At 53.8% G+C, this 17,590-nt stretch carries 18 protein-coding genes; 8 read left to right on the forward strand and 10 right to left on the reverse strand.

The genetic code is table 11. The features are described from left to right. Window positions 1-5: 5 nt before the first annotated feature. Genes sirB1 through hemA form a run of 5 tightly spaced genes read right to left on the reverse strand, consistent with a single transcriptional unit; the run spans window position 6 to window position 4,432 of the window. Window positions 6-815 carry an invasion regulator SirB1 gene (sirB1, locus tag AC6I8A_RS11565; RefSeq protein ID WP_256696657.1) on the reverse strand — a complete coding sequence of 270 codons (810 nt, stop codon included), beginning with the start codon at window positions 813-815 and terminating at the stop codon, window positions 6-8. Further along, the gene (locus AC6I8A_RS11570) at window positions 812-1,210 is read right to left on the reverse strand and encodes a SirB2 family protein (RefSeq protein ID WP_008107663.1); all 399 of its coding nucleotides are present in this window, start codon (window positions 1,208-1,210) and stop codon (window positions 812-814) included. Before AC6I8A_RS11570 ends, sirB1 begins: the two co-directional genes overlap by 4 nt. Before the next feature lie 2 nt (window positions 1,211-1,212). Further along, on the reverse strand, window positions 1,213-2,052 hold the full coding sequence (gene prmC / locus AC6I8A_RS11575; protein ID WP_497818522.1) for a peptide chain release factor N(5)-glutamine methyltransferase: 840 nt from the start codon (window positions 2,050-2,052) through the stop codon (window positions 1,213-1,215). Then, window positions 2,052-3,134 (reverse strand): peptide chain release factor 1, encoded by a 1,083-nt coding sequence (gene prfA / locus AC6I8A_RS11580; RefSeq protein ID WP_265297748.1) that lies wholly within the window; start codon window positions 3,132-3,134, stop codon window positions 2,052-2,054. The genes prmC and prfA overlap by 1 nt, the downstream gene beginning before the upstream one ends. Before the next feature lie 41 nt (window positions 3,135-3,175). Then, window positions 3,176-4,432, reverse strand: coding sequence for a glutamyl-tRNA reductase (gene hemA, locus AC6I8A_RS11585; RefSeq protein WP_061718543.1), 1,257 nt, complete (start codon window positions 4,430-4,432; stop codon window positions 3,176-3,178). 216 nt (window positions 4,433-4,648) lie between these two features. On the opposite strand from hemA, the gene lolB reads away from it, so the two are divergent. The 4 genes from lolB (at window position 4,649) to AC6I8A_RS11605 (ending at window position 8,614) form a co-directional block, all read left to right on the forward strand. Further along, window positions 4,649-5,272 carry a lipoprotein insertase outer membrane protein LolB gene (gene lolB, locus AC6I8A_RS11590; protein ID WP_436332085.1) on the forward strand — a complete coding sequence of 208 codons (624 nt, stop codon included), beginning with the start codon at window positions 4,649-4,651 and terminating at the stop codon, window positions 5,270-5,272. Continuing rightward, entirely contained in the window at window positions 5,269-6,138 is an 870-nt protein-coding gene (ispE, locus tag AC6I8A_RS11595) for a 4-(cytidine 5'-diphospho)-2-C-methyl-D-erythritol kinase (protein WP_497818523.1), read from the forward strand. Before lolB ends, ispE begins: the two co-directional genes overlap by 4 nt. 124 nt (window positions 6,139-6,262) lie before the next feature. Further along, entirely contained in the window at window positions 6,263-7,210 is a 948-nt protein-coding gene (gene prs, locus AC6I8A_RS11600) for a ribose-phosphate diphosphokinase (RefSeq protein WP_006118899.1), read from the forward strand. Window positions 7,211-7,438: 228 nt separating this feature from the next. After that, the gene (locus AC6I8A_RS11605) at window positions 7,439-8,614 is read left to right on the forward strand and encodes a GGDEF domain-containing protein (RefSeq protein WP_497818524.1); all 1,176 of its coding nucleotides are present in this window, start codon (window positions 7,439-7,441) and stop codon (window positions 8,612-8,614) included. Here the strand turns inward: AC6I8A_RS11605 and ychH are convergent. Then, complete coding sequence (ychH, locus tag AC6I8A_RS11610; protein ID WP_061723496.1) at window positions 8,611-8,886, reverse strand: stress-induced protein YchH; 276 nt, start codon at window positions 8,884-8,886, stop codon at window positions 8,611-8,613. The two genes, AC6I8A_RS11605 and ychH, sit on opposite strands and share 4 nt — an antisense overlap. Window positions 8,887-9,143: 257 nt before the next feature. Here ychH and pth point away from each other — a divergent pair, with 257 nt between their 5' ends. Further along, entirely contained in the window at window positions 9,144-9,731 is a 588-nt protein-coding gene (gene pth, locus AC6I8A_RS11615) for an aminoacyl-tRNA hydrolase (protein ID WP_008107639.1), read from the forward strand. Between the two features lie 111 nt (window positions 9,732-9,842). After that, complete coding sequence (gene ychF / locus AC6I8A_RS11620) at window positions 9,843-10,934, forward strand: redox-regulated ATPase YchF (RefSeq protein WP_061718538.1); 1,092 nt, start codon at window positions 9,843-9,845, stop codon at window positions 10,932-10,934. Between the two features lie 69 nt (window positions 10,935-11,003). On the opposite strand, the gene AC6I8A_RS11625 is transcribed toward ychF, so the two are convergent. Together AC6I8A_RS11625 and AC6I8A_RS11630 are read right to left on the reverse strand one after the other, a co-directional pair. Next, window positions 11,004-12,239, reverse strand: coding sequence for an MFS transporter (locus AC6I8A_RS11625; RefSeq protein WP_497818525.1), 1,236 nt, complete (start codon window positions 12,237-12,239; stop codon window positions 11,004-11,006). Between the two features lie 63 nt (window positions 12,240-12,302). Then, on the reverse strand, window positions 12,303-13,256 hold the full coding sequence (locus AC6I8A_RS11630) for a sugar phosphate isomerase/epimerase family protein (protein ID WP_497818526.1): 954 nt from the start codon (window positions 13,254-13,256) through the stop codon (window positions 12,303-12,305). Window positions 13,257-13,578: 322 nt separating this feature from the next. Here AC6I8A_RS11630 and AC6I8A_RS11635 point away from each other — a divergent pair, with 322 nt between their 5' ends. Both AC6I8A_RS11635 and AC6I8A_RS11640 read left to right on the forward strand, forming a co-directional pair. Continuing rightward, window positions 13,579-14,460 (forward strand): SIS domain-containing protein, encoded by an 882-nt coding sequence (locus tag AC6I8A_RS11635; RefSeq protein ID WP_154193782.1) that lies wholly within the window; start codon window positions 13,579-13,581, stop codon window positions 14,458-14,460. 11 nt (window positions 14,461-14,471) lie between these two features. Then, window positions 14,472-15,404 carry a ribokinase gene (locus tag AC6I8A_RS11640; protein ID WP_497818950.1) on the forward strand — a complete coding sequence of 311 codons (933 nt, stop codon included), beginning with the start codon at window positions 14,472-14,474 and terminating at the stop codon, window positions 15,402-15,404. A gap of 75 nt (window positions 15,405-15,479) precedes the next feature. On the opposite strand, the gene AC6I8A_RS11645 is transcribed toward AC6I8A_RS11640, so the two are convergent. Next, window positions 15,480-16,460 carry a LacI family DNA-binding transcriptional regulator gene (locus AC6I8A_RS11645; protein ID WP_497818527.1) on the reverse strand — a complete coding sequence of 327 codons (981 nt, stop codon included), beginning with the start codon at window positions 16,458-16,460 and terminating at the stop codon, window positions 15,480-15,482. 56 nt (window positions 16,461-16,516) lie between these two features. Then, complete coding sequence (locus tag AC6I8A_RS11650; RefSeq protein WP_497818528.1) at window positions 16,517-17,590, reverse strand: sugar phosphate isomerase/epimerase family protein; 1,074 nt, start codon at window positions 17,588-17,590, stop codon at window positions 16,517-16,519.

The raw sequence follows: 17,590 nt of genomic DNA on the forward strand, positions 1-17,590 counted from the left end.
AACGCTTAGTGCAGCGTTACCTGTTTCTGTTCAATTGCGTGAATCTGCACTTTAATCATCTCGCTGACCGGATCTTCAGGACACTGTTCAACGAAATAGGTCAAATCAGTCAGCGCGATGTGTTCACACTCTAATTGCGCGTAAATCAAACCACGGTCGCGAATCTCGTAAGGATCATCCGGATCGATCTGCAGCAGCACTTTGCTGACGTTCAGCGCCAGCTCCATCTGTTTCTCTTCCATCAGCGCGGATTTCAAGGTGTCGAGCATCTTGCGCATCACGTTGATGGTTTTGGCTTCGTCGAGATCATCGTTATACAGCCTGGCGGTTGGGCTGATATTGCCTTTGAGCCACACTTCTAACGTGTGCGTATCCAGCGTTTCGCCGTTGAACGGGTTGATCAGCCACATTTCGCCATCTAACCAGTCGGCACGCAGAATCAGCTGCGTTGGGAAGATCACTGGCATCAGCGGTAATTCCAGCTCATCGGCGATGTGCAGCAGAATCACGCCCAGCGACACCGCGGTGCCCTGACGGCTCTTCAATACTTTGTCGATCCACAGCGCGTCAGAGAGATTGTAGACGCCGCTGGCGCCGCCAAATCCCCACTGACGATAGAACAGCTCCAGCAACTTACCCAGCTGCAAATCGGCGTCCTGCTCGCTGCTGATGAACTCACGGGCTTCATCGACCATTGCCGCCAACTGTTGTTGCACAGAAGGCGCAGAAAAATCATTGCGTATGGCGCATGTGGCGCCAATCACCGCTTCACTCAACGGTGTTTCACTGTAATCGAGTTGCTCTGGCGAGGTCATACAATCCCCAATAACGGCATTTTGGTCATCGCCAGCTTAATCACAAACAGCAAAGCTACGATTGCAATCAGGAAGGCGATCCAACGTGTCCCCATTTTACGTGGGCGACGGCTCAATGCCACGGAACCTAAGGCGATGTAGATAATAACCGCTAACAGCTTCTCCGTCAGCCAGCTTCCTTGCGGGGTGAACGGATAAAAGTGCGTAATCATCACCAGCAGCGCACCGCTTAACAGCAAAAAGGTGTCGTTGATGTGCGGCGCAATGCGCACCCAGCGGCGTTGCAGCATCGCCGAGCCGGTGGTTTGCCAGTAAAAGCGCAGCAAAAACAGACAAATCGTCAGCGCGACGGTCAGCAAGTGAAAATGTTTAATGAGGGGATACCAGCTCGCCATCGTTATTCCTTATTAAAAAATTGTCCTAGTGTGACGCGCGGATGACCGCCGTAATCGTCAACGGTGCTCACCGCCTGATAACCGTGCTGCGTCATGATGGCACGCACGGCTTCGCCTTGCTGCCAGCCATGTTCCAGCAGCAGCCAGCCACCCGCGTGCAGCCAGTGCGGTGCGGTGCGAATGATGAAACGTAAATCAGCCAAACCCTGATCGTCTGCCACCAGCGCGCTGAGCGGCTCAAAGCGCACATCGCCCTGCTGCAGATGTTCATCGGCGGCATCGATATAGGGCGGATTGCTGACAATCAGATCAAAACGTTGGGCGGGAAGATCGCTGAACCAGTTGCTGAGGATAAAACGGGCGTTATCGATGTGCAGACGTTGCGCGTTGTCCTGCGCCAGTTCCACTGCTGCGGCAATACGATCGCAGCCGAGAACCTGGCAGGTTGGCCGTTCGCTGGCCATCGCCAGCGCAATCGCGCCGGTGCCGGTGCCCAGATCAAGCAGTGAGGTTGCTGTGGCCGGCAGATGCGCCAGCGCCTGTTCCACCAGCACTTCGGTGTCCGGGCGCGGAATCAGCGTGGCATCGCTGACGCGCAACGGCAGCGACCAGAATTCACGCTCGCCAACCAGATGCGCAATCGGCTCACCGTTGACGCGGCGCGCCAGCAGCGCATTCAGCTGTTCTTGCTGCTGCGCGTCCAGTTCGGCATCGTCAAAGGCGATCAGCCAACTGCGCGGTTTGCCCGTCACGAAACCCAGCAATATTTCCGCATCGCGCTTCGGGCTGTCGCCGCCACAGAGCGCGACTACAGCCTGCTGTAGCCAGCGACGGATGATCATTAGTCCTGTCCAGCCAGCGCGGCCAGCTGATCGGCTTGATACTCCTGCACAATCGGCTCAATCAGTGCATCCAGCTTGCCTTCCATCACCTCGTCGAGACGATAAACCGTCAGGTTGATGCGGTGATCGGTGACGCGGCCCTGCGGGAAGTTGTAGGTGCGGTTACGATCCGAACGGTCGCCGCTGCCGAGCAGGTTACGACGCGTTGAGGCTTCTGCGGCATTACGCTTCGCCGTTTCCGCTGCGTGAATACGCGCGCCCAACACCGCCAACGCTTTGGCTTTGTTTTTGTGCTGTGAACGTTCGTCCTGACACTCCACCACAATGCCGGTTGGCAAGTGGGTGATACGAATCGCGGAATCGGTGGTGTTAACGTGCTGACCACCGGCACCGGAAGAACGGAAGGTGTCGATTTTCAAATCGCCGGCGTTGATTTCCGGCATTTCCGCTTCTGGCAGCTCCGGCATCACCGCAACGGTACAAGCTGAAGTGTGAATACGGCCCTGCGATTCGGTTTCCGGCACGCGCTGGACGCGGTGACCGCCCGATTCAAACTTAAAACGGCCATACGCACCATCGCCGATGATGCGCGCGATCACTTCTTTATAGCCGCCGTGCTCACCTTCATTGGCGCTGATGATTTCCACCTGCCAGCGACGTGCTTCAGCATAACGGCTGTACATACGGAACAGATCGCCGGCAAAGATCGCCGCTTCATCACCGCCGGTACCGGCGCGCACTTCGACAAAGCACGGACGTTCATCGTCGGGATCTTTCGGCAGCAGCAGCACTTGCAGCTGTTGTTCCAGCTCTTCACGCTTCTCGCGTGACAGCTTCAATTCCTCCTGCGCCATCTCGCGCATTTCCGGGTCTTCCAGCAGCATTTCGGCAGTTTCAACATCTTCCTGCACCTGCTGCCATTCGCGGAAACAACGGGTGACGTCGCTAAGCTGGGCATATTCGCGTGATAACGCACGGAAACGATCCTGATCGGCAATCACGCCGGCATCGCCCAGCAACGCTTCCACTTCCTCGTGGCGTTCCTGGAGCGCTTCCAGCTTGGCAACAATAGAGCTCTTCATGTAATAGCGGGTATCCCAGTGATAGGTCGTGACTGACCAGATTACTCTAAACCGAGGCTGTCACGTAAGATCTGCAGGCGTTCGCTGTCGCCGTCGCGCGCGGCCTGCTGCAGTGATTTGGTTGGTGCATGAATTAAACGGTTGGTCAGCTTGTGCGCCAACTCTTGCAGCACTTTTTCGGCGTCAGCGCCCTGCTGCAGCGCGGCCAGCGCGCGTTCCTGTAACTCGGCGCGCACCTGATCGGCCTGAGAGCGGTATTCGCGGATGGTCTCAACCGCGCTTTGCGCGCGCAGCCAGGCCATAAATTCGCCGCTCTCCTGCACCACAATGCTTTCGGCCTGCACGGCGGCGGCTTTACGCTGCGCCATATTCTGCTCGATGATCGCTTGTAGATCATCAACGCTATAAAGATAGGCGTTCGCCAGCTTGCCCACTTCCGGCTCGACATCGCGCGGTACGGCGATATCCACCAGCAGCATCGGCTGATTGCGACGCGCTTTCAGCGCACGCTCTACCATCCCTTTACCTATAATCGGCAGCGGGCTGGCGGTGGACGAGATAATGATGTCGGCATCGGCCAAACGCGTTTCGATATCGCCGAGGCCAATCACTTCTGCCCCAACTTCATCAGCCAGCAGCTGCGCGCGTTCGCGTGTGCGGTTGGCAATCATCAGCTTCTTGACGGAGTGTTCGCGCAGATGACGCGCCACTAACTCGATGGTTTCACCGGCACCGACCAGCAGCACGTTAACGGTGCTGAGCGATTCAAAGATTTGACGCGCCAGGGAACAGGCGGCGAAGGCGACCGAAACGGCGCTGGCACCAATCTCGGTTTCAGTGCGTACACGCTTGGCCACCGAGAAGGTTTTCTGGAACATGCGCTCCAGTTCACTGCTCAGCGCATGATCGCGTGACGAATCAACAAAGGCTTTTTTAACCTGACCTAAAATCTGTGGTTCACCCAACACCAATGAATCCAACCCGCTTGCTACACGCATCAGATGGCTGACCGCCGCGTTATCCTGATGCCAGTAGAGGCTGTTGCGCACATCCTCTTCCCGCAGATCGTGATAGTCACACAGCCAACGCACCAGCTTCTCCTGCAGGTCGGCTTGCTGCTCTACACTGAGGTAGAGTTCCGTACGGTTGCAGGTCGAGAGGACCACGCCGCTCTGCACCATCGGCTGGGACAGCAGGCTATTCAGCGCCAGTTCCAGCGTGTCTGGTGTAAACGCCACGCGTTCGCGTAGCGCAACAGGTGCAGTTTTGTGGTTGATTCCGAGTGCAAGCAGCGTCATGTGATTCGGGTAGGGATATCCCAATAGTTGTCAGGGTTTTGTGCAGCGCATTCTACAAGATGCCACAGGTCAAGAAAAGCCATACAAAGCCTATGACTGTAATAAGATTAAACTGATCGTGCGCAATTATTGCCATAACAGCATTGACGGCTTACATGCGGATGGTTAGCGTTACCGGTTACGAAGTAAAAACGTGTCTGAGGAGATGACCACGTGATGCATTTGCCCCCGCGCAAGTTACTGCGCCTTTTACCCCTTGCCAGCGTGTTACTGGCTGCATGTACCATTAACAAACCACAAGGTCCGGGCCCAAGCACCACGTCACCGCAATGGCAGCAGCATCAACAAGCCGTGGCGAAAATCAGCCAGTATCAGACGCGCGGCGCGTTCGCGTACCTGTCGGATAAGCAAAAAGTCTATGCACGCTTTAACTGGCAGCAAACCTCTGCCGATCGCTATCGTCTGCTGTTAACCAATCCGCTCGGCAGCACCGAATTGCAGCTGGATGCGCAAGGTTCCGTGGTGCAGATCGTTGATAACAAAGGCAAGCGCTACGTCAGCAACGATGCAGAGAAGATGATTTCACAGCTTACCGGCATGGATATCCCACTCGCTAATCTGCGTCAGTGGATGATGGGCTTGCCAGGCGATGCCAGCGATTATCAGCTGAACAACAATTACCAGCTGCAAAGCCTGAACTACAGCCGCAACGGTCAGCAGTGGAAAGTGAACATTTCTGATTACGACAGCAAAGTTAATCCACCGCTGCCGGCGAATCTGGAGCTGTCTGAAGGCGGCCAGCGCATCAAATTACGCATGGATAGCTGGACCACCCAATGATCACCACGTGGCCCGCGCCAGCAAAACTGAATCTGTTTTTGTATATCACTGGCCGTCGTCCTGACGGCTACCACAACCTGCAAACGCTGTTTCAATTTCTCGATTACGGTGACACGCTGGAAATCATTCCAGACAGCAGCGGCAAGATTACCTTGCTGACGCCGTTGGATGGCGTGCCGGATGACGAGAATCTGATTGTGCGTGCCGCGCAGGCGTTAAAAACCTTCGCCGCCGCGCGAGGCACCTTGCCCACGCAAGCCGGTGCGACCATCGCGCTGGAGAAGGTTTTGCCGATGGGCGGCGGTCTCGGCGGCGGTTCTTCGGATGCAGCAACGGTGTTGGTGGCGCTGAATCATCTGTGGCAAACCGGTTTAAGCGTTGCTGAACTGGCAGCGATTGGCATCAAGCTGGGCGCGGACGTGCCGGTGTTTATTGGTGGCCACGCGGCCTTTGCTGAAGGCGTGGGCGAACTGTTGCAGCCGGCTGAACCGGTAGAAAAATGGTATCTGGTGGCGCATCCGGGCGTGAGTATCGCGACGCCGGATCTGTTCCGCGATCCCGATCTGACGCGCGATTCACCAATCCGCACATTAGATGAACTGTTACAGCGTCCTTTTCACAATGATTGTGAGGCTGTGGCAAGAAAACGTTTTCGTAAGGTTGATGAGCTGCTTTCCTGGCTGCTAGAATACGCGCCGTCGCGCCTGACTGGGACCGGAGCTTGTGTGTTTGCTGAATTTGACACCGAATCCGACGCACGTCAGGTGCTGGAGCTTGCCCCGAAATGGATTTGCGGATTTGTGGCGCGCGGGCTTAACCTCTCGCCGTTGCAGCGCACACTTTCTGGGCTAAAAGCGTCTACGTGACAGTGTCACCCGTTCCTGACACTGCACGTTGCGCATTAACACACCCGTATGAACATGCTCTTTGGTATTCGCCGGTTACTCTAGAGCCGTTCATTCTCTGGACGCCAAGCCTGAGGTTCTTCTCGTGCCTGATATGAAGCTATTTGCTGGTAACGCCACCCCGGAACTAGCACAACGTATTGCCAACCGCCTTTACACTAGCCTCGGAGACGCCGCTGTTGGCCGTTTCAGTGATGGTGAAGTAAGTGTACAGATCAACGAAAATGTACGCGGTGGTGATATTTTCATCATCCAGTCCACCTGTGCCCCCACCAACGATAATCTGATGGAGCTGGTTGTGATGGTCGACGCCTTGCGTCGGGCTTCTGCTGGTCGTATTACTGCTGTTATTCCTTACTTTGGCTATGCGCGTCAGGATCGCCGTGTGCGTTCTGCTCGTGTACCGATCACCGCCAAAGTGGTTGCCGATTTCCTTTCCAGCGTGGGCGTTGACCGTGTTCTCACCGTTGACCTGCATGCTGAACAGATTCAGGGCTTCTTTGATGTCCCGGTGGATAACGTCTTCGGCAGCCCAATCCTGCTGGAAGATATGCTGCAAATTGGCCTGGAAAATCCAATTGTGGTTTCCCCAGACATCGGTGGCGTGGTGCGTGCCCGCGCCATCGCCAAACTGCTCAACGATACCGATATGGCTATCATCGACAAACGCCGCCCGCGCGCGAACGTTTCTCAGGTGATGCACATTATTGGTGACGTTGCGGGTCGTGACTGTGTACTGGTCGACGATATGATCGACACCGGCGGTACGCTGTGCAAAGCGGCAGAAGCGTTGAAAGAGCGCGGCGCGAAACGTGTCTTCGCTTACGCCACTCACCCAATCTTCTCTGGCAACGCGGTGGAAAACCTGCGTAAGTCGGTGATTGACCAGGTGATTGTCTGCGATACCATTCCGCTGTCTGAAGAGATGAAATCTCTGCCAAACGTGCGTACTTTGACGCTGTCTGGCATGTTGGCCGAAGCGATTCGTCGTATCAGCAACGAAGAATCAATCTCCGCGATGTTTGAACATTAATTCATCGCGTGAAACCGGGCCCTGTGCCCGGTTTTTCTTTGTTCGCTGCCCTAAACCTGACTCACCGATTAAGCCACTTTCGCCGCTGATATTTGCGCGATAAATTTCGTTAAATCCCGCTATTCTCGCTGCCATCCACTCTTTTCCCGCAACTCGCATTGCCGCCCTTTAGCGCTCCAATAATTAATGGTATTTTCTCCCCCACTTTTGCCAAGAGCTCCGACCACTATGACTCTCGACATCTACACACTGTTTGTTTGCGAGCTCTATGTGCTGGGGTTTTTAAGTATCATTTTGGTTTTTGCCTGGATTGGCGCGCAGTACGATCGCGTATTGGGTTGCACCACGCTGGCGCTGGTTTTAACGTTGGCCGCGGTATTCCTTAGCAGCTTACGCAGCGCGGGGTTCCAGTTTTTACCGGTGGCGGTCGGCAACATCATGCTGCTGCTGGCTTATGGCAATCTGCTTAATGCCTTCCGCATCTTCTGCGGTAAAACCATTGGGCTCAGCTGGTTAGGCGGCGGTTTATTGTGGGCTATTCTTTGTCTTTTCCCCGAGTTTTATCACAGCCAGCCGAAGCGCGTGCTGGTGGTTTGCCTGCTGTGCATCATCTATACCGGCGCGCTGATCTGCTTGCTGTGGCGCGTGCGCGCTTCGTTAACCGTCACCTTCTGGCCGGCGCAAATCCTGCTGTGGATCCATCTGCTGTTTCACGTGGCGCGCATCTTTCTTGATGATGCGGTGGCAACGCCGGTGCGCGGTGCAATTGGCGGCTCCAGCTTCTCGGTTTATGTGATTCTCGAATCGATTCTGTTTGTCATTGGCCTGAGCTTTACCATTCTGGCGATGGTGAATGAGCGCACGCAAATCGCCCACAAACTGGCATCAATGCTTGATCCGCTCACCAGCGTGTGGAATCGTCGTGCGCTGTTTGAGCAGGCAGATAAAATGGTGCTGCGCAGCGCGCGACAATCACAGCAATTTGTTTACAGCGCGGTGCTGTTCGATCTGGACCATTTCAAAAGCATCAATGACCGTTTTGGCCATCAGCAAGGGGATCAGGTATTAATCGATTTTTGTCAGGTGGTGCAGGCGTTGTTACCGGAGAGTGGACATTTTGCCCGCCTGGGCGGCGAAGAGTTTGCGGCGATCATTCCCGGCGATGCCGAGCAGGCACAGCGCGTGTGTGAACGCATCCGTTTAGCGACACAGCTGTCGCAACCCAACGACGTACGCTATACCGTCAGTATCGGCTTTGCCACCGCGCTGCAGCCTGGCGAGCCTTTCCCGCCGTTGCTGGCGCTGGCCGATGAAGCTATGTATCGTGCAAAAGCCAGCGGCCGTAACCGCATCGAATGTTATCTCGCGCAGTTACAGCCGCTGCAGCAAACCATACTCACTTAATGCGATGAGTGATTGCGACGGCAGCGCTTATCGCCGTAATGACGCAACCAGTAATAGCGATCTTCTACGCGCTCACGTCCGCTGACGCGCGCACCGACCAGCCACAGCAAAGCGCCAACGAAGATGCTGAACATGGCACCGTGCGCGAGAAATTGTGGCAGGTTGAGCGAAGGAAGCTGATTGATAATGGAATAGCCAACGCCTAGAACCATCGTCAGTAAACCCAAACACATCAAACCGTTACCTACAAAGCGGCAATTTTGACGTTTCATGATCCACCTCCATCCTTATAAAAGCAAAACAGCACGTATGGTTAACTAGCCATAAGCTTAGGCAATAGTTGCCGCTTAAGTTGCGTACAGGATCACATATCCTTCACAACCTTTGACAAATCTTTACCGCCAGAGCCTTGATTTCGATAGAAAATGATTAGTCACGCAGAGACATTATCTGCTGCTTGCGGCCTTTGTCATCCGTGCCGCCAGGCAGTAAACTATCGCCCTTTCCGCAGCAAGACAGGATAAACATCGTGAGCAGCATTAAACTGATTGTGGGGCTGGCCAATCCCGGCGCTGAATACGCCGCAACGCGCCATAACGCGGGCGCCTGGTATGTCGATTTACTGGCGAGCCGCAACAATCAGTCGTTAAAAGACGAGCCAAAATTTTACGGCTACACCGCGCGCCTGTCGCTGGCGGGAGAAGATGTGCGCCTGCTGGTGCCCACCACGTTTATGAACCTCAGCGGGAAAGCGGTGGCGGCGATGGCGACCTTCTATCGCATTGCGCCAGAAGAGATTTTAGTGGCGCACGATGAGCTGGATTTACCGCCAGGCGTAGCAAAATTTAAGCAAGGTGGCGGCCACGGTGGCCATAACGGTCTGAAAGACATCATCAGCAAGCTGGGCAACAACAATAATTTTCACCGTTTACGCGTCGGTATTGGCCATCCAGGCGATCGCAATAAAGTCACCGGTTTCGTGCTGGGCAAGCCGCCAGCTAGCGAACAAAAGCTGATTGACGATGCCGTAGACGAAGCGGTGCGCTGCACCGAGTTGTGGCTGAAAGAAGATAAGATCAAGGCGATGAACCGCCTGCACGCGTTCAAGGCGGGCTAAGGCCAATTCCCGCGCCGCAGAAGGCAATTCTGTGTATAATGCGCGAAATTTTTTGAATCTGTCGGCGCTGTTTAACGGCGACGCACACTCAGTGAGAAAGGTAATCAGACCATGGGATTTAAATGCGGTATTGTGGGCCTGCCGAACGTCGGTAAATCCACCCTGTTCAACGCGCTGACCAAAGCGGGTATCGAAGCAGCCAACTTTCCGTTCTGCACCATCGAGCCAAACACCGGTGTGGTGCCAATGCCCGATCTGCGCCTCGATCAGCTGAGCGAGATTGTTAAGCCACAGCGCGTAGTGCCAACCACCATGGAATTCGTTGATATCGCCGGTCTGGTGAAAGGCGCGTCCAAAGGTGAAGGCCTCGGCAACCAGTTCCTGACCAACATCCGTGAAACCGAAGCCATCGGCCACGTAGTGCGCTGCTTCGAAAACGACAACATCATCCACGTAGCGGGTAAAGTTAACCCAGCGGAAGATATTGACGTGATCAACACCGAGCTGGCGCTGTCGGATCTCGACACCTGCGAACGCGCGATTCAGCGTTGCCAGAAGAAAGCCAAAGGCGGCGACAAAGATGCTAAAGCCGAACTGGCTGCGCTGGAGAAGTGCCTGCCGCACCTGTCAGAAGCGGGCATGCTGCGCGCACTGAATCTGGATGCTGACGAGAAAGCGGCAATCCGCTACCTCAGCTTCCTGACGCTGAAGCCAACCATGTACATCGCTAACGTCAATGAAGACGGTTTTGAAAACAATCCGTACCTCGATCAGGTGCGTGCGATTGCCGAAGCTGAAGGTTCAGTCGTGGTGCCGGTGTGTGCAGCGGTTGAATCTGATATCGCTGAGCTGGAAGATGATGAGCGCGATGAGTTCATGGCTGAACTGGGTCTGGAAGAGCCGGGCCTGAACCGCGTGATCCGCGCCGGTTATGCGCTGCTGAACCTGCAAACCTACTTCACCGCCGGCGTGAAAGAAGTGCGTGCGTGGACCATTCCTGTGGGTGCCACTGCGCCACAGGCGGCGGGTAAAATCCATACCGACTTCGAGAAAGGCTTCATCCGTGCTCAGACCATCGCGTTTGATGATTTCGTTGCGTTCAAAGGTGAACAAGGCGCGAAAGAAGCCGGCAAAATGCGCTCAGAAGGTAAAGAGTACATCGTGAAAGATGGCGACGTGATGAACTTCCTGTTCAACGTCTAAAGCTATTAATTCCAATAAAAAGCCCAGTTTATTAACTGGGCTTTTTTTATAACCAAAATCTCACGTCTGTCAGGCGGCTTTATCCGTCATCGCTACCCGCGCATCCAGTTCTTCAGGCGTTTTGAGGAATGGCGTCAGTACGCCGCTCAGCACATAAAGCCCGGCATAAATCCCCAGCACCCCGCCCGCACCCAGTGATGAATAGAACAGCGCAGTGATGGCAGGTGCGATAAATGCGCCCAGACCTGCGCCCAGATTCAGCACCGACATCGCCGCGCCCTTGCTGTCCGGGGCCAGTAACGGGAACAACGCCGACAGTGGCACATAGCCCGCCATGGTAATGCCGCACAGGCACAGCACGAACGCCATCGCATAGAAGTTATGGCCCAGCACCTGCGGCACCGCCCAAACCAGAATCAGCACCGCGGCATAGCCAAAGCCGCCGACCCACATAATGGTGGTACGCCAGCCAAACTTATCGCCGAAGAAGCCAAAGAACAGGTTGGCGAAAATCGCCACCAGGAACACCGCCGACCACATATGCAGCCATTCAGTTTTGCTGTAACCGAAACTGATCAGATACAGCGGCAGGAAGGTGGCTAAACCATATTGCGCGATGCCGTTGACCGATTTCACCACCAATCCCATGGCAATAACCGGGCGCTGCAAAATGGTGATGCCTTTAATTAACTCCGCCGCACTGAAGGGATGAATTTCAGATGCCGGCACCACGTCACGGTTCACCCAAATGCCTAACACTGAGCCCACAACCACAAACACCATGCCGATCCACAGCACATGAATTTCGCCCATCACCGGCAATGCCAGCGAGGAGAAGAACGGACCGATGACGCTTAAACCCAGCGAGAAGGTAAACCAGAACCAACCCACTGCGGTAGAACGGCGCTCCACCGGCGTGCTGTAGTTAATCCAGATGAGAAACGAGTAGGCAAACAGCGGATAACCGATGCCGCGAATGGCATAAAACGGCAGCATCCAGGCCATGTGCATGGTCTTGAGGCCAATGCCGATAAACCCGATGCTACCGATGACGAAGGTGATCAGCCCATACACCATCACTTTGCGCGGGCCGAGGGTTTGCACCAGCACGCCGGTAACCCAGGCCGCCAGCGTCACCGTGACACCGTATGCGGTGATCAGATAAGAGGCCTGCGCGACAGACAGCCCTTTATCCACCAGCCAGATGGCAATCCACGCTTGTTCTACACCATCGCCGATCATAAATATCGCGAGGCCGATATAGCCCCAAAGCAAGTTTTTAGGCAAACCTATTTTATCGAACATAGTTTCCCCCAGTGTCAGACACTGACTGGTCGTAGTGAATAGAGGTAAGTTTTGATTTTGTTTTTATTCAGCGATGATTTTCATCAGCATGCCCTGAACTTTCAGCGCATCCTGGCTTTTAATCAGCTGATCGATCTCATCAATGCTCAGTCGGTCGATAAAGCTGGAGAGCGCTTTATACATGCGAATATTTTGCGCGCATTCGGCAACCGGATCTTCACGGCTTGGGAAGGTATCGAAATAGATCAGGCCGCTGAAGTTAACGCGTTTTGCGTAATAGATGTATTCCAGCGTCTGCATCAGATGCACGGAACCCAGCATCAACCCATCATCAAAGTGGCCATAACCATCATTCAAGTGGAAACCCACCAGACGATTTTTGCGTGCCGACTGGAACAGCGAGAAAGCGGGATTCTCTTTCTTCATGATCATGTGGCAGAAATCGAGGGTAATACCGAGATTATCGGAGCCCACGTCATCAATCAGCATCAGCGTTGAAGAGACATCGCCAATAAAGGAGAAGGTGCGCGGCTCATACGGCTTGTATTCAAAGCTGAATTGCATATCCGCGTGGGCCTGCGTCACGGTCCGTAGTGCGCTGACCAGCCACTCATAGGCGCGGAAATAATCCTGCTGGAACGGATAATCGTAACCATCGTAGCCAAACCACAGCGTGACGGTATTGCCGCCAAGGTATTTGCACATCTCTGCGGCTTCAAGGGTAATGTCAATCGCTTTTTTACGCAGTGCGGCATCCGGATTGGTGAATTCACCGTCAATGAACTCTTTGTTATAACGCAATGCGATGCCACCGACCTGCAAATTGTTATCGGCGATGGTCTGCTTGATCAGCGCTTTATCCTGACCAATAAAATGTTCCGGATAATTCAGCTCAATATGCGTCAAGCCCGAAACGGTACCCATACGCGTAATAAGATCGCAAGTATCCATTTTGTTCTTCGCCGCAAACAGATCGGCTCTGGAGCGAAATGAATTTATACGTGATGAGAATTTCATTTTTAAATTACCTTTAATGGGATTTCCACTTTCTTATAAATGAGAATAGTCATCAGGTAAATGCGGATAGATAAATACTACCGCTAATAAAATAAAAGAGTGATTTACAATAGTGAAAATTTTACTGCGAGTAAAACCATTAAAATACAATAAGTTAAATGCTCGTTTTCCTGCTAGGAAAATAACAGAGGCAATTACACTACTTTTATTTTACTGCTAGTAAAATGCATCAGTAAAACGTTTTACAGCATGTGATCCAGTTAACACTTTTCCCCTAATCACCATGCTAGCTTAGCGACAACGTTTTTATTGAGCGCTCAACATGCATAACCGACTTAAAGGCAATGAGATATTCCTGCTGGCTCGCACCCTCGCACCTGAACTGGGAAAAAAGGAACGTTCTATTGCGCGTTTTATTGACGACAATCCGCAGTCATTATCTAAAATGTGCATCACTGATATTGCGAATTATCTGAATGTCAGCGTATCGAGCATTACTAAAGTCTCGAAGAAACTCGGCTTTACCGGTTTTCACGATCTGAAAATCAATATCGCCCGGCAAGTTAGCTCGCAGGAAGAGATTATCGATATTCCGGTGATCCCGGATTCAGAAAAATATGTTGAACAGGTGATTGAAAGCACCTTTTTAAATTCAGTGCTGGCGCTGCAGGATTCCCTGAGCGTGATTAACAGTGCCGTGATCAAAGCGGTGGCCTATCTGTTTATTAATAAGCCAGAAAGCGCGCGCATTTTTATTGCTGGATGCGGTGGTTCAGGCTCAATCTGTGATGACTTCAATCATAAGCTGCTGAAAATCGGCATCTTCTCGTCGGTTTTCAGTGACAGCCACAAGCAATTGATGACTGCCTCATTGATGCAACCCGGCGATATCTTGTTGGCGATTTCCCACTCCGGCCAAACCACAGACATTATCCAGATGGTAAAAGCGGCGAATGAGAACGGCGCAGAAACCATCTGCCTGACCAATTATCCCAACAGCCCACTGAGTTTAATTGCCAGGCACTCGATTATCTCCTCGGTGAAAAACAATCCGATTACCGGAGAAAACGCTACCACGCGCATTGTGCATCTGAATATTCTCGATGCCATTTTTACCATTATCGCCAGCAAGACCAGCGAAAAAAGTCAGACCAGTTTACACAACACCAGAAATGCGGTTGCGTCCAAACGCACCGCCAATTAAGGGCCGAAATGATGAAACATAATATTGTTGTTATTGGCAGTCTTAACTACGACATTCTTGTCCAGCAGGATCGCCTGCCGGAGATTGGGGAGACGTTTACCGGCAACGAGTTAATGCTAATGCCGGGCGGAAAAGGAGCAAACCAGGCGGTTCAGTGCGCCAAGCTGGGCTTGAATGTGAATATGGTGGGCTGCGTGGGCAATGATATTTATGGCAGTGAGCTCATAAAATCGCTGAATGAAAACGAGGTATCGGTAGATAACATTAGCCAACGCGGAAAAACCTCCGGTATTGGCATCGTGCAGATTCTGGAATCCGGTGATTACTGCAGCACCATTATTAAGGGCGCAAACTACCTGATAACCGAATCTGATATTCACGATGGGTTATTCAGCGATCGGCCACTGTTAATCCTGCAGTCGGAGATTCCCGACCATGTGGTTGAACGTGCCATCAGCGTAGCGCGCAGTCACGATTGCCAGATTTTGCTTAACAACGCGCCAGCACGCGAAATCTCTGCGCAGGCGCTGAGCCAGGTTGATTTTCTGGTGGTGAATGAGACCGAAGCCAGCTTTATGAGCAAAACTTCCGTCACGTCGGTCAAGGAAGCGATGGCCTGTGCGGCAGCGTTACAGCAGAAGGTGAATGGCCGGGTGATTATTACGCTGGGCGAGAAAGGCGCGGTGTTATCCGGTGATGCCGGTGCCAGACATTATCCCGCTGTGTTCTGCCCGGATGTGGTGGATACCACCGGCGCAGGCGATTCCTTTATTGGCGGCATCGCCTATTGCCTGGTGAATAACATCGCTCTGGAAGAAGCGATTCCTTTCGCTGCTGAAATCAGCTCCTGCTCAATCCAGAAATATGGCGGCCAGAGTTCTTTCCCGATGCTGCCTGATGTGGCACACGCGCTGACGCAAAACCGCCAGCGGCTGTTTGGGTAAACTGGAAATCCGTGAAGCATTAGTACGTCTCTATCGCCCTCTTAGGCTGTATTAAATCCTTCCGCAAGCAACCGCTCAAGTACTGGCACGCACCACAAAGTGCCAGTCCATCATAATGCGTTGAGCCGGCGAATCAGGTTGGTCGATCTTATTCAGCAGCAAATCGAACGCTTCGCGCCCCATATCGCGCGACGGCTGCGCCAGCGTGCTCAGTGGCGGCGTGACCATTTCGGCTAGGTCGGTGCCATCAAATCCGGTCACCGCAATATCCTGCGGTACGCGCAGTCCGGCGGCGTGAATCGCTGAGAGCGCGCCCGCCGCTAAGGTATCCGACACCGCGAACACGGCATCGGGACGCTCGGGCGCTGCCAGCAAGGTTTCCATCGCCTGTTTACCGGCATTAAAACTCAGATCGGTGGCGTAAGAGATGGCCTGCCAGCTGCGCGCTTCCTGCCTAAGCTGCTGCTGATATCCCGCCTGCCGCAGCTGCGCATACTTATAGCTGAGATCGTGGTTGATTAGCGCAATACGCTGTCGTCCCCTGCCCGCCAGATACGCCACTACGTGTTTTGATGCCTGCACATCATCAATGCCGACGCAGGAGACATCCCCGGCATCAGCGTATTCCGCGCATTGCACCCACGGCGTTTCGCCAATCAGCTGCGCCAGTTCTGGCAACTTACTGAACGCATCCATGGTGATAATGCCATCCACCATTTTACCGGCCAGCAATTGCAAACTGGAGCGGGAGCGCTCAATGTCTGAGCCAGAATTACACAACAGAATGCGATAGCGGTTCTTCTCCGCCTGCTCCTCAATGCCTTTTACCAACTCGGCGCAGAAGGGATTGGAGATATCCGACACCATGACGAGAATCATTGAGCTACGTGCAGTGCGCAACTGACGCGCTAACAAGTTTGGCTGGTAATTACTCGCTTTAATGGCTTGCAGGACTTTCTCACGATTCTGCGCTTTTACCGTGTCGCTGTTATTCAGCACCCGTGAAACTGTCGCCACAGAAACGCCCGCTAAGCGGGCGATTTTTTGGATGGACATGCTTGAACTCTTGCTCAGTCAGATACTACGCAGGCTACCATAAATCTGCGCCCACCTTAATCATGCGACTCTGCCGCACTCAGCCCCAGCTGCGCGCGGATGCTGGCCGCTTGCTGCGGTTGTGCGGCGAAGTCATCGAATGCTCGATCGGCCACCGGAATGATGTGGCGACGAATAAACTCGGCACCCTCGCGCGCGCCAGTTTCCGCCTCTTTCAAACAACATTCCCACTCCAGCACCGCCCAGCCGTCATAATCGTACTGCGCCAGCTTGCTGAAAATGGCCGGGAAATCGATCTGTCCGTCACCGGGTGAGCGAAAACGACCGGCACGATCTCTCCAGCGCTGATAACCGCCATACACGCCGCTGCGTCCGTTCGGCAGATACTCGGCATCTTTAACGTGAAACGCCTTGATGCGCTGATGGTAGATATCGATGAACTGCAGATAGTCGATATGCTGCAAGTGCAAGTGGCTGGGATCGAACAAGATGTTGCAGCGCGGATGATGGTTCACCAGCGCCAGGAAGCGTTCAAACGTCACGCCATCATGCAGATCCTCACCGGGATGAATCTCGTAACACACATCAATGCCGTAGCGGTCAAACTCGTCGAGCACCGGCAACCAGCGCCGCGCCAGCTCTGAGAAGGCTTCACTCAGTAGCTGAGGATTGTGCGGCGGCCACGGATAGAGATACGGCCAGGCCAGCGAACCGGAGAAGGTGGCGTGGGCCTGCAATCCCAGGTTGGCTGAGGCGGCCGCTGCCAGCTTCACCGTCTGAATCGCCCATGCGGTGCGCTTTTCCTTGTCACCGCGCAAGGCGGCGGGGGCGAAGCCATCGAAGGCGCTATCGTGCGCCGGATGGACAGCAATCAGCTGGCCTTCAAGATGCGTCGATAATTCACTGATCTGCAAGCCGTAGTTCGCCAGTAAACCTGTCACTTCGTCGCAATAGGTTTGACTGGTTGCGGCGCGCGGCAGATCAAAAATTATAGGGTGATTACAAGGCATTTGTAGCGCTTTATAACCGAGCGCAGAAGCCCATTGCGCCAGCCCTTCCAGCGAATTAAACGGTGGCTGCGGGCCAATAAACTGCGCGAGAAAAATTCCAGGTCCTTTTACCGTTTTCAC

It is taken from the genome of Pantoea sp. X-Soil-ISGK-275, assembly GCF_059730795.1.

Excerpts from the sequence above, each read along its gene's own strand:
- AC6I8A_RS11640 (WP_497818950.1), top strand. The coding sequence starts at position 14,472 with ATGAAACATAATATTGTTGTTATTGGCAGTCTTAACTACGACATTCTT.
- ychF (WP_061718538.1), top strand. The coding sequence starts at position 9,843 with ATGGGATTTAAATGCGGTATTGTGGGCCTGCCGAACGTCGGTAAATCC.
- ispE (WP_497818523.1), top strand. The coding sequence starts at position 5,269 with ATGATCACCACGTGGCCCGCGCCAGCAAAACTGAATCTGTTTTTGTAT.
- prmC (WP_497818522.1), bottom strand. The coding sequence starts at position 2,052 with ATGATCATCCGTCGCTGGCTACAGCAGGCTGTAGTCGCGCTCTGTGGC.
- AC6I8A_RS11570 (WP_008107663.1), bottom strand. The coding sequence starts at position 1,210 with ATGGCGAGCTGGTATCCCCTCATTAAACATTTTCACTTGCTGACCGTC.
- AC6I8A_RS11630 (WP_497818526.1), bottom strand. The coding sequence starts at position 13,256 with ATGAAATTCTCATCACGTATAAATTCATTTCGCTCCAGAGCCGATCTG.
- prfA (WP_265297748.1), bottom strand. The coding sequence starts at position 3,134 with ATGAAGAGCTCTATTGTTGCCAAGCTGGAAGCGCTCCAGGAACGCCAC.
- sirB1 (WP_256696657.1), bottom strand. The coding sequence starts at position 815 with ATGACCTCGCCAGAGCAACTCGATTACAGTGAAACACCGTTGAGTGAA.
- lolB (WP_436332085.1), top strand. The coding sequence starts at position 4,649 with ATGCATTTGCCCCCGCGCAAGTTACTGCGCCTTTTACCCCTTGCCAGC.
- AC6I8A_RS11645 (WP_497818527.1), bottom strand. The coding sequence starts at position 16,460 with ATGTCCATCCAAAAAATCGCCCGCTTAGCGGGCGTTTCTGTGGCGACA.
- AC6I8A_RS11605 (WP_497818524.1), top strand. The coding sequence starts at position 7,439 with ATGACTCTCGACATCTACACACTGTTTGTTTGCGAGCTCTATGTGCTG.
- hemA (WP_061718543.1), bottom strand. The coding sequence starts at position 4,432 with ATGACGCTGCTTGCACTCGGAATCAACCACAAAACTGCACCTGTTGCG.
- AC6I8A_RS11625 (WP_497818525.1), bottom strand. The coding sequence starts at position 12,239 with ATGTTCGATAAAATAGGTTTGCCTAAAAACTTGCTTTGGGGCTATATC.
- ychH (WP_061723496.1), bottom strand. The coding sequence starts at position 8,886 with ATGAAACGTCAAAATTGCCGCTTTGTAGGTAACGGTTTGATGTGTTTG.
- AC6I8A_RS11635 (WP_154193782.1), top strand. The coding sequence starts at position 13,579 with ATGCATAACCGACTTAAAGGCAATGAGATATTCCTGCTGGCTCGCACC.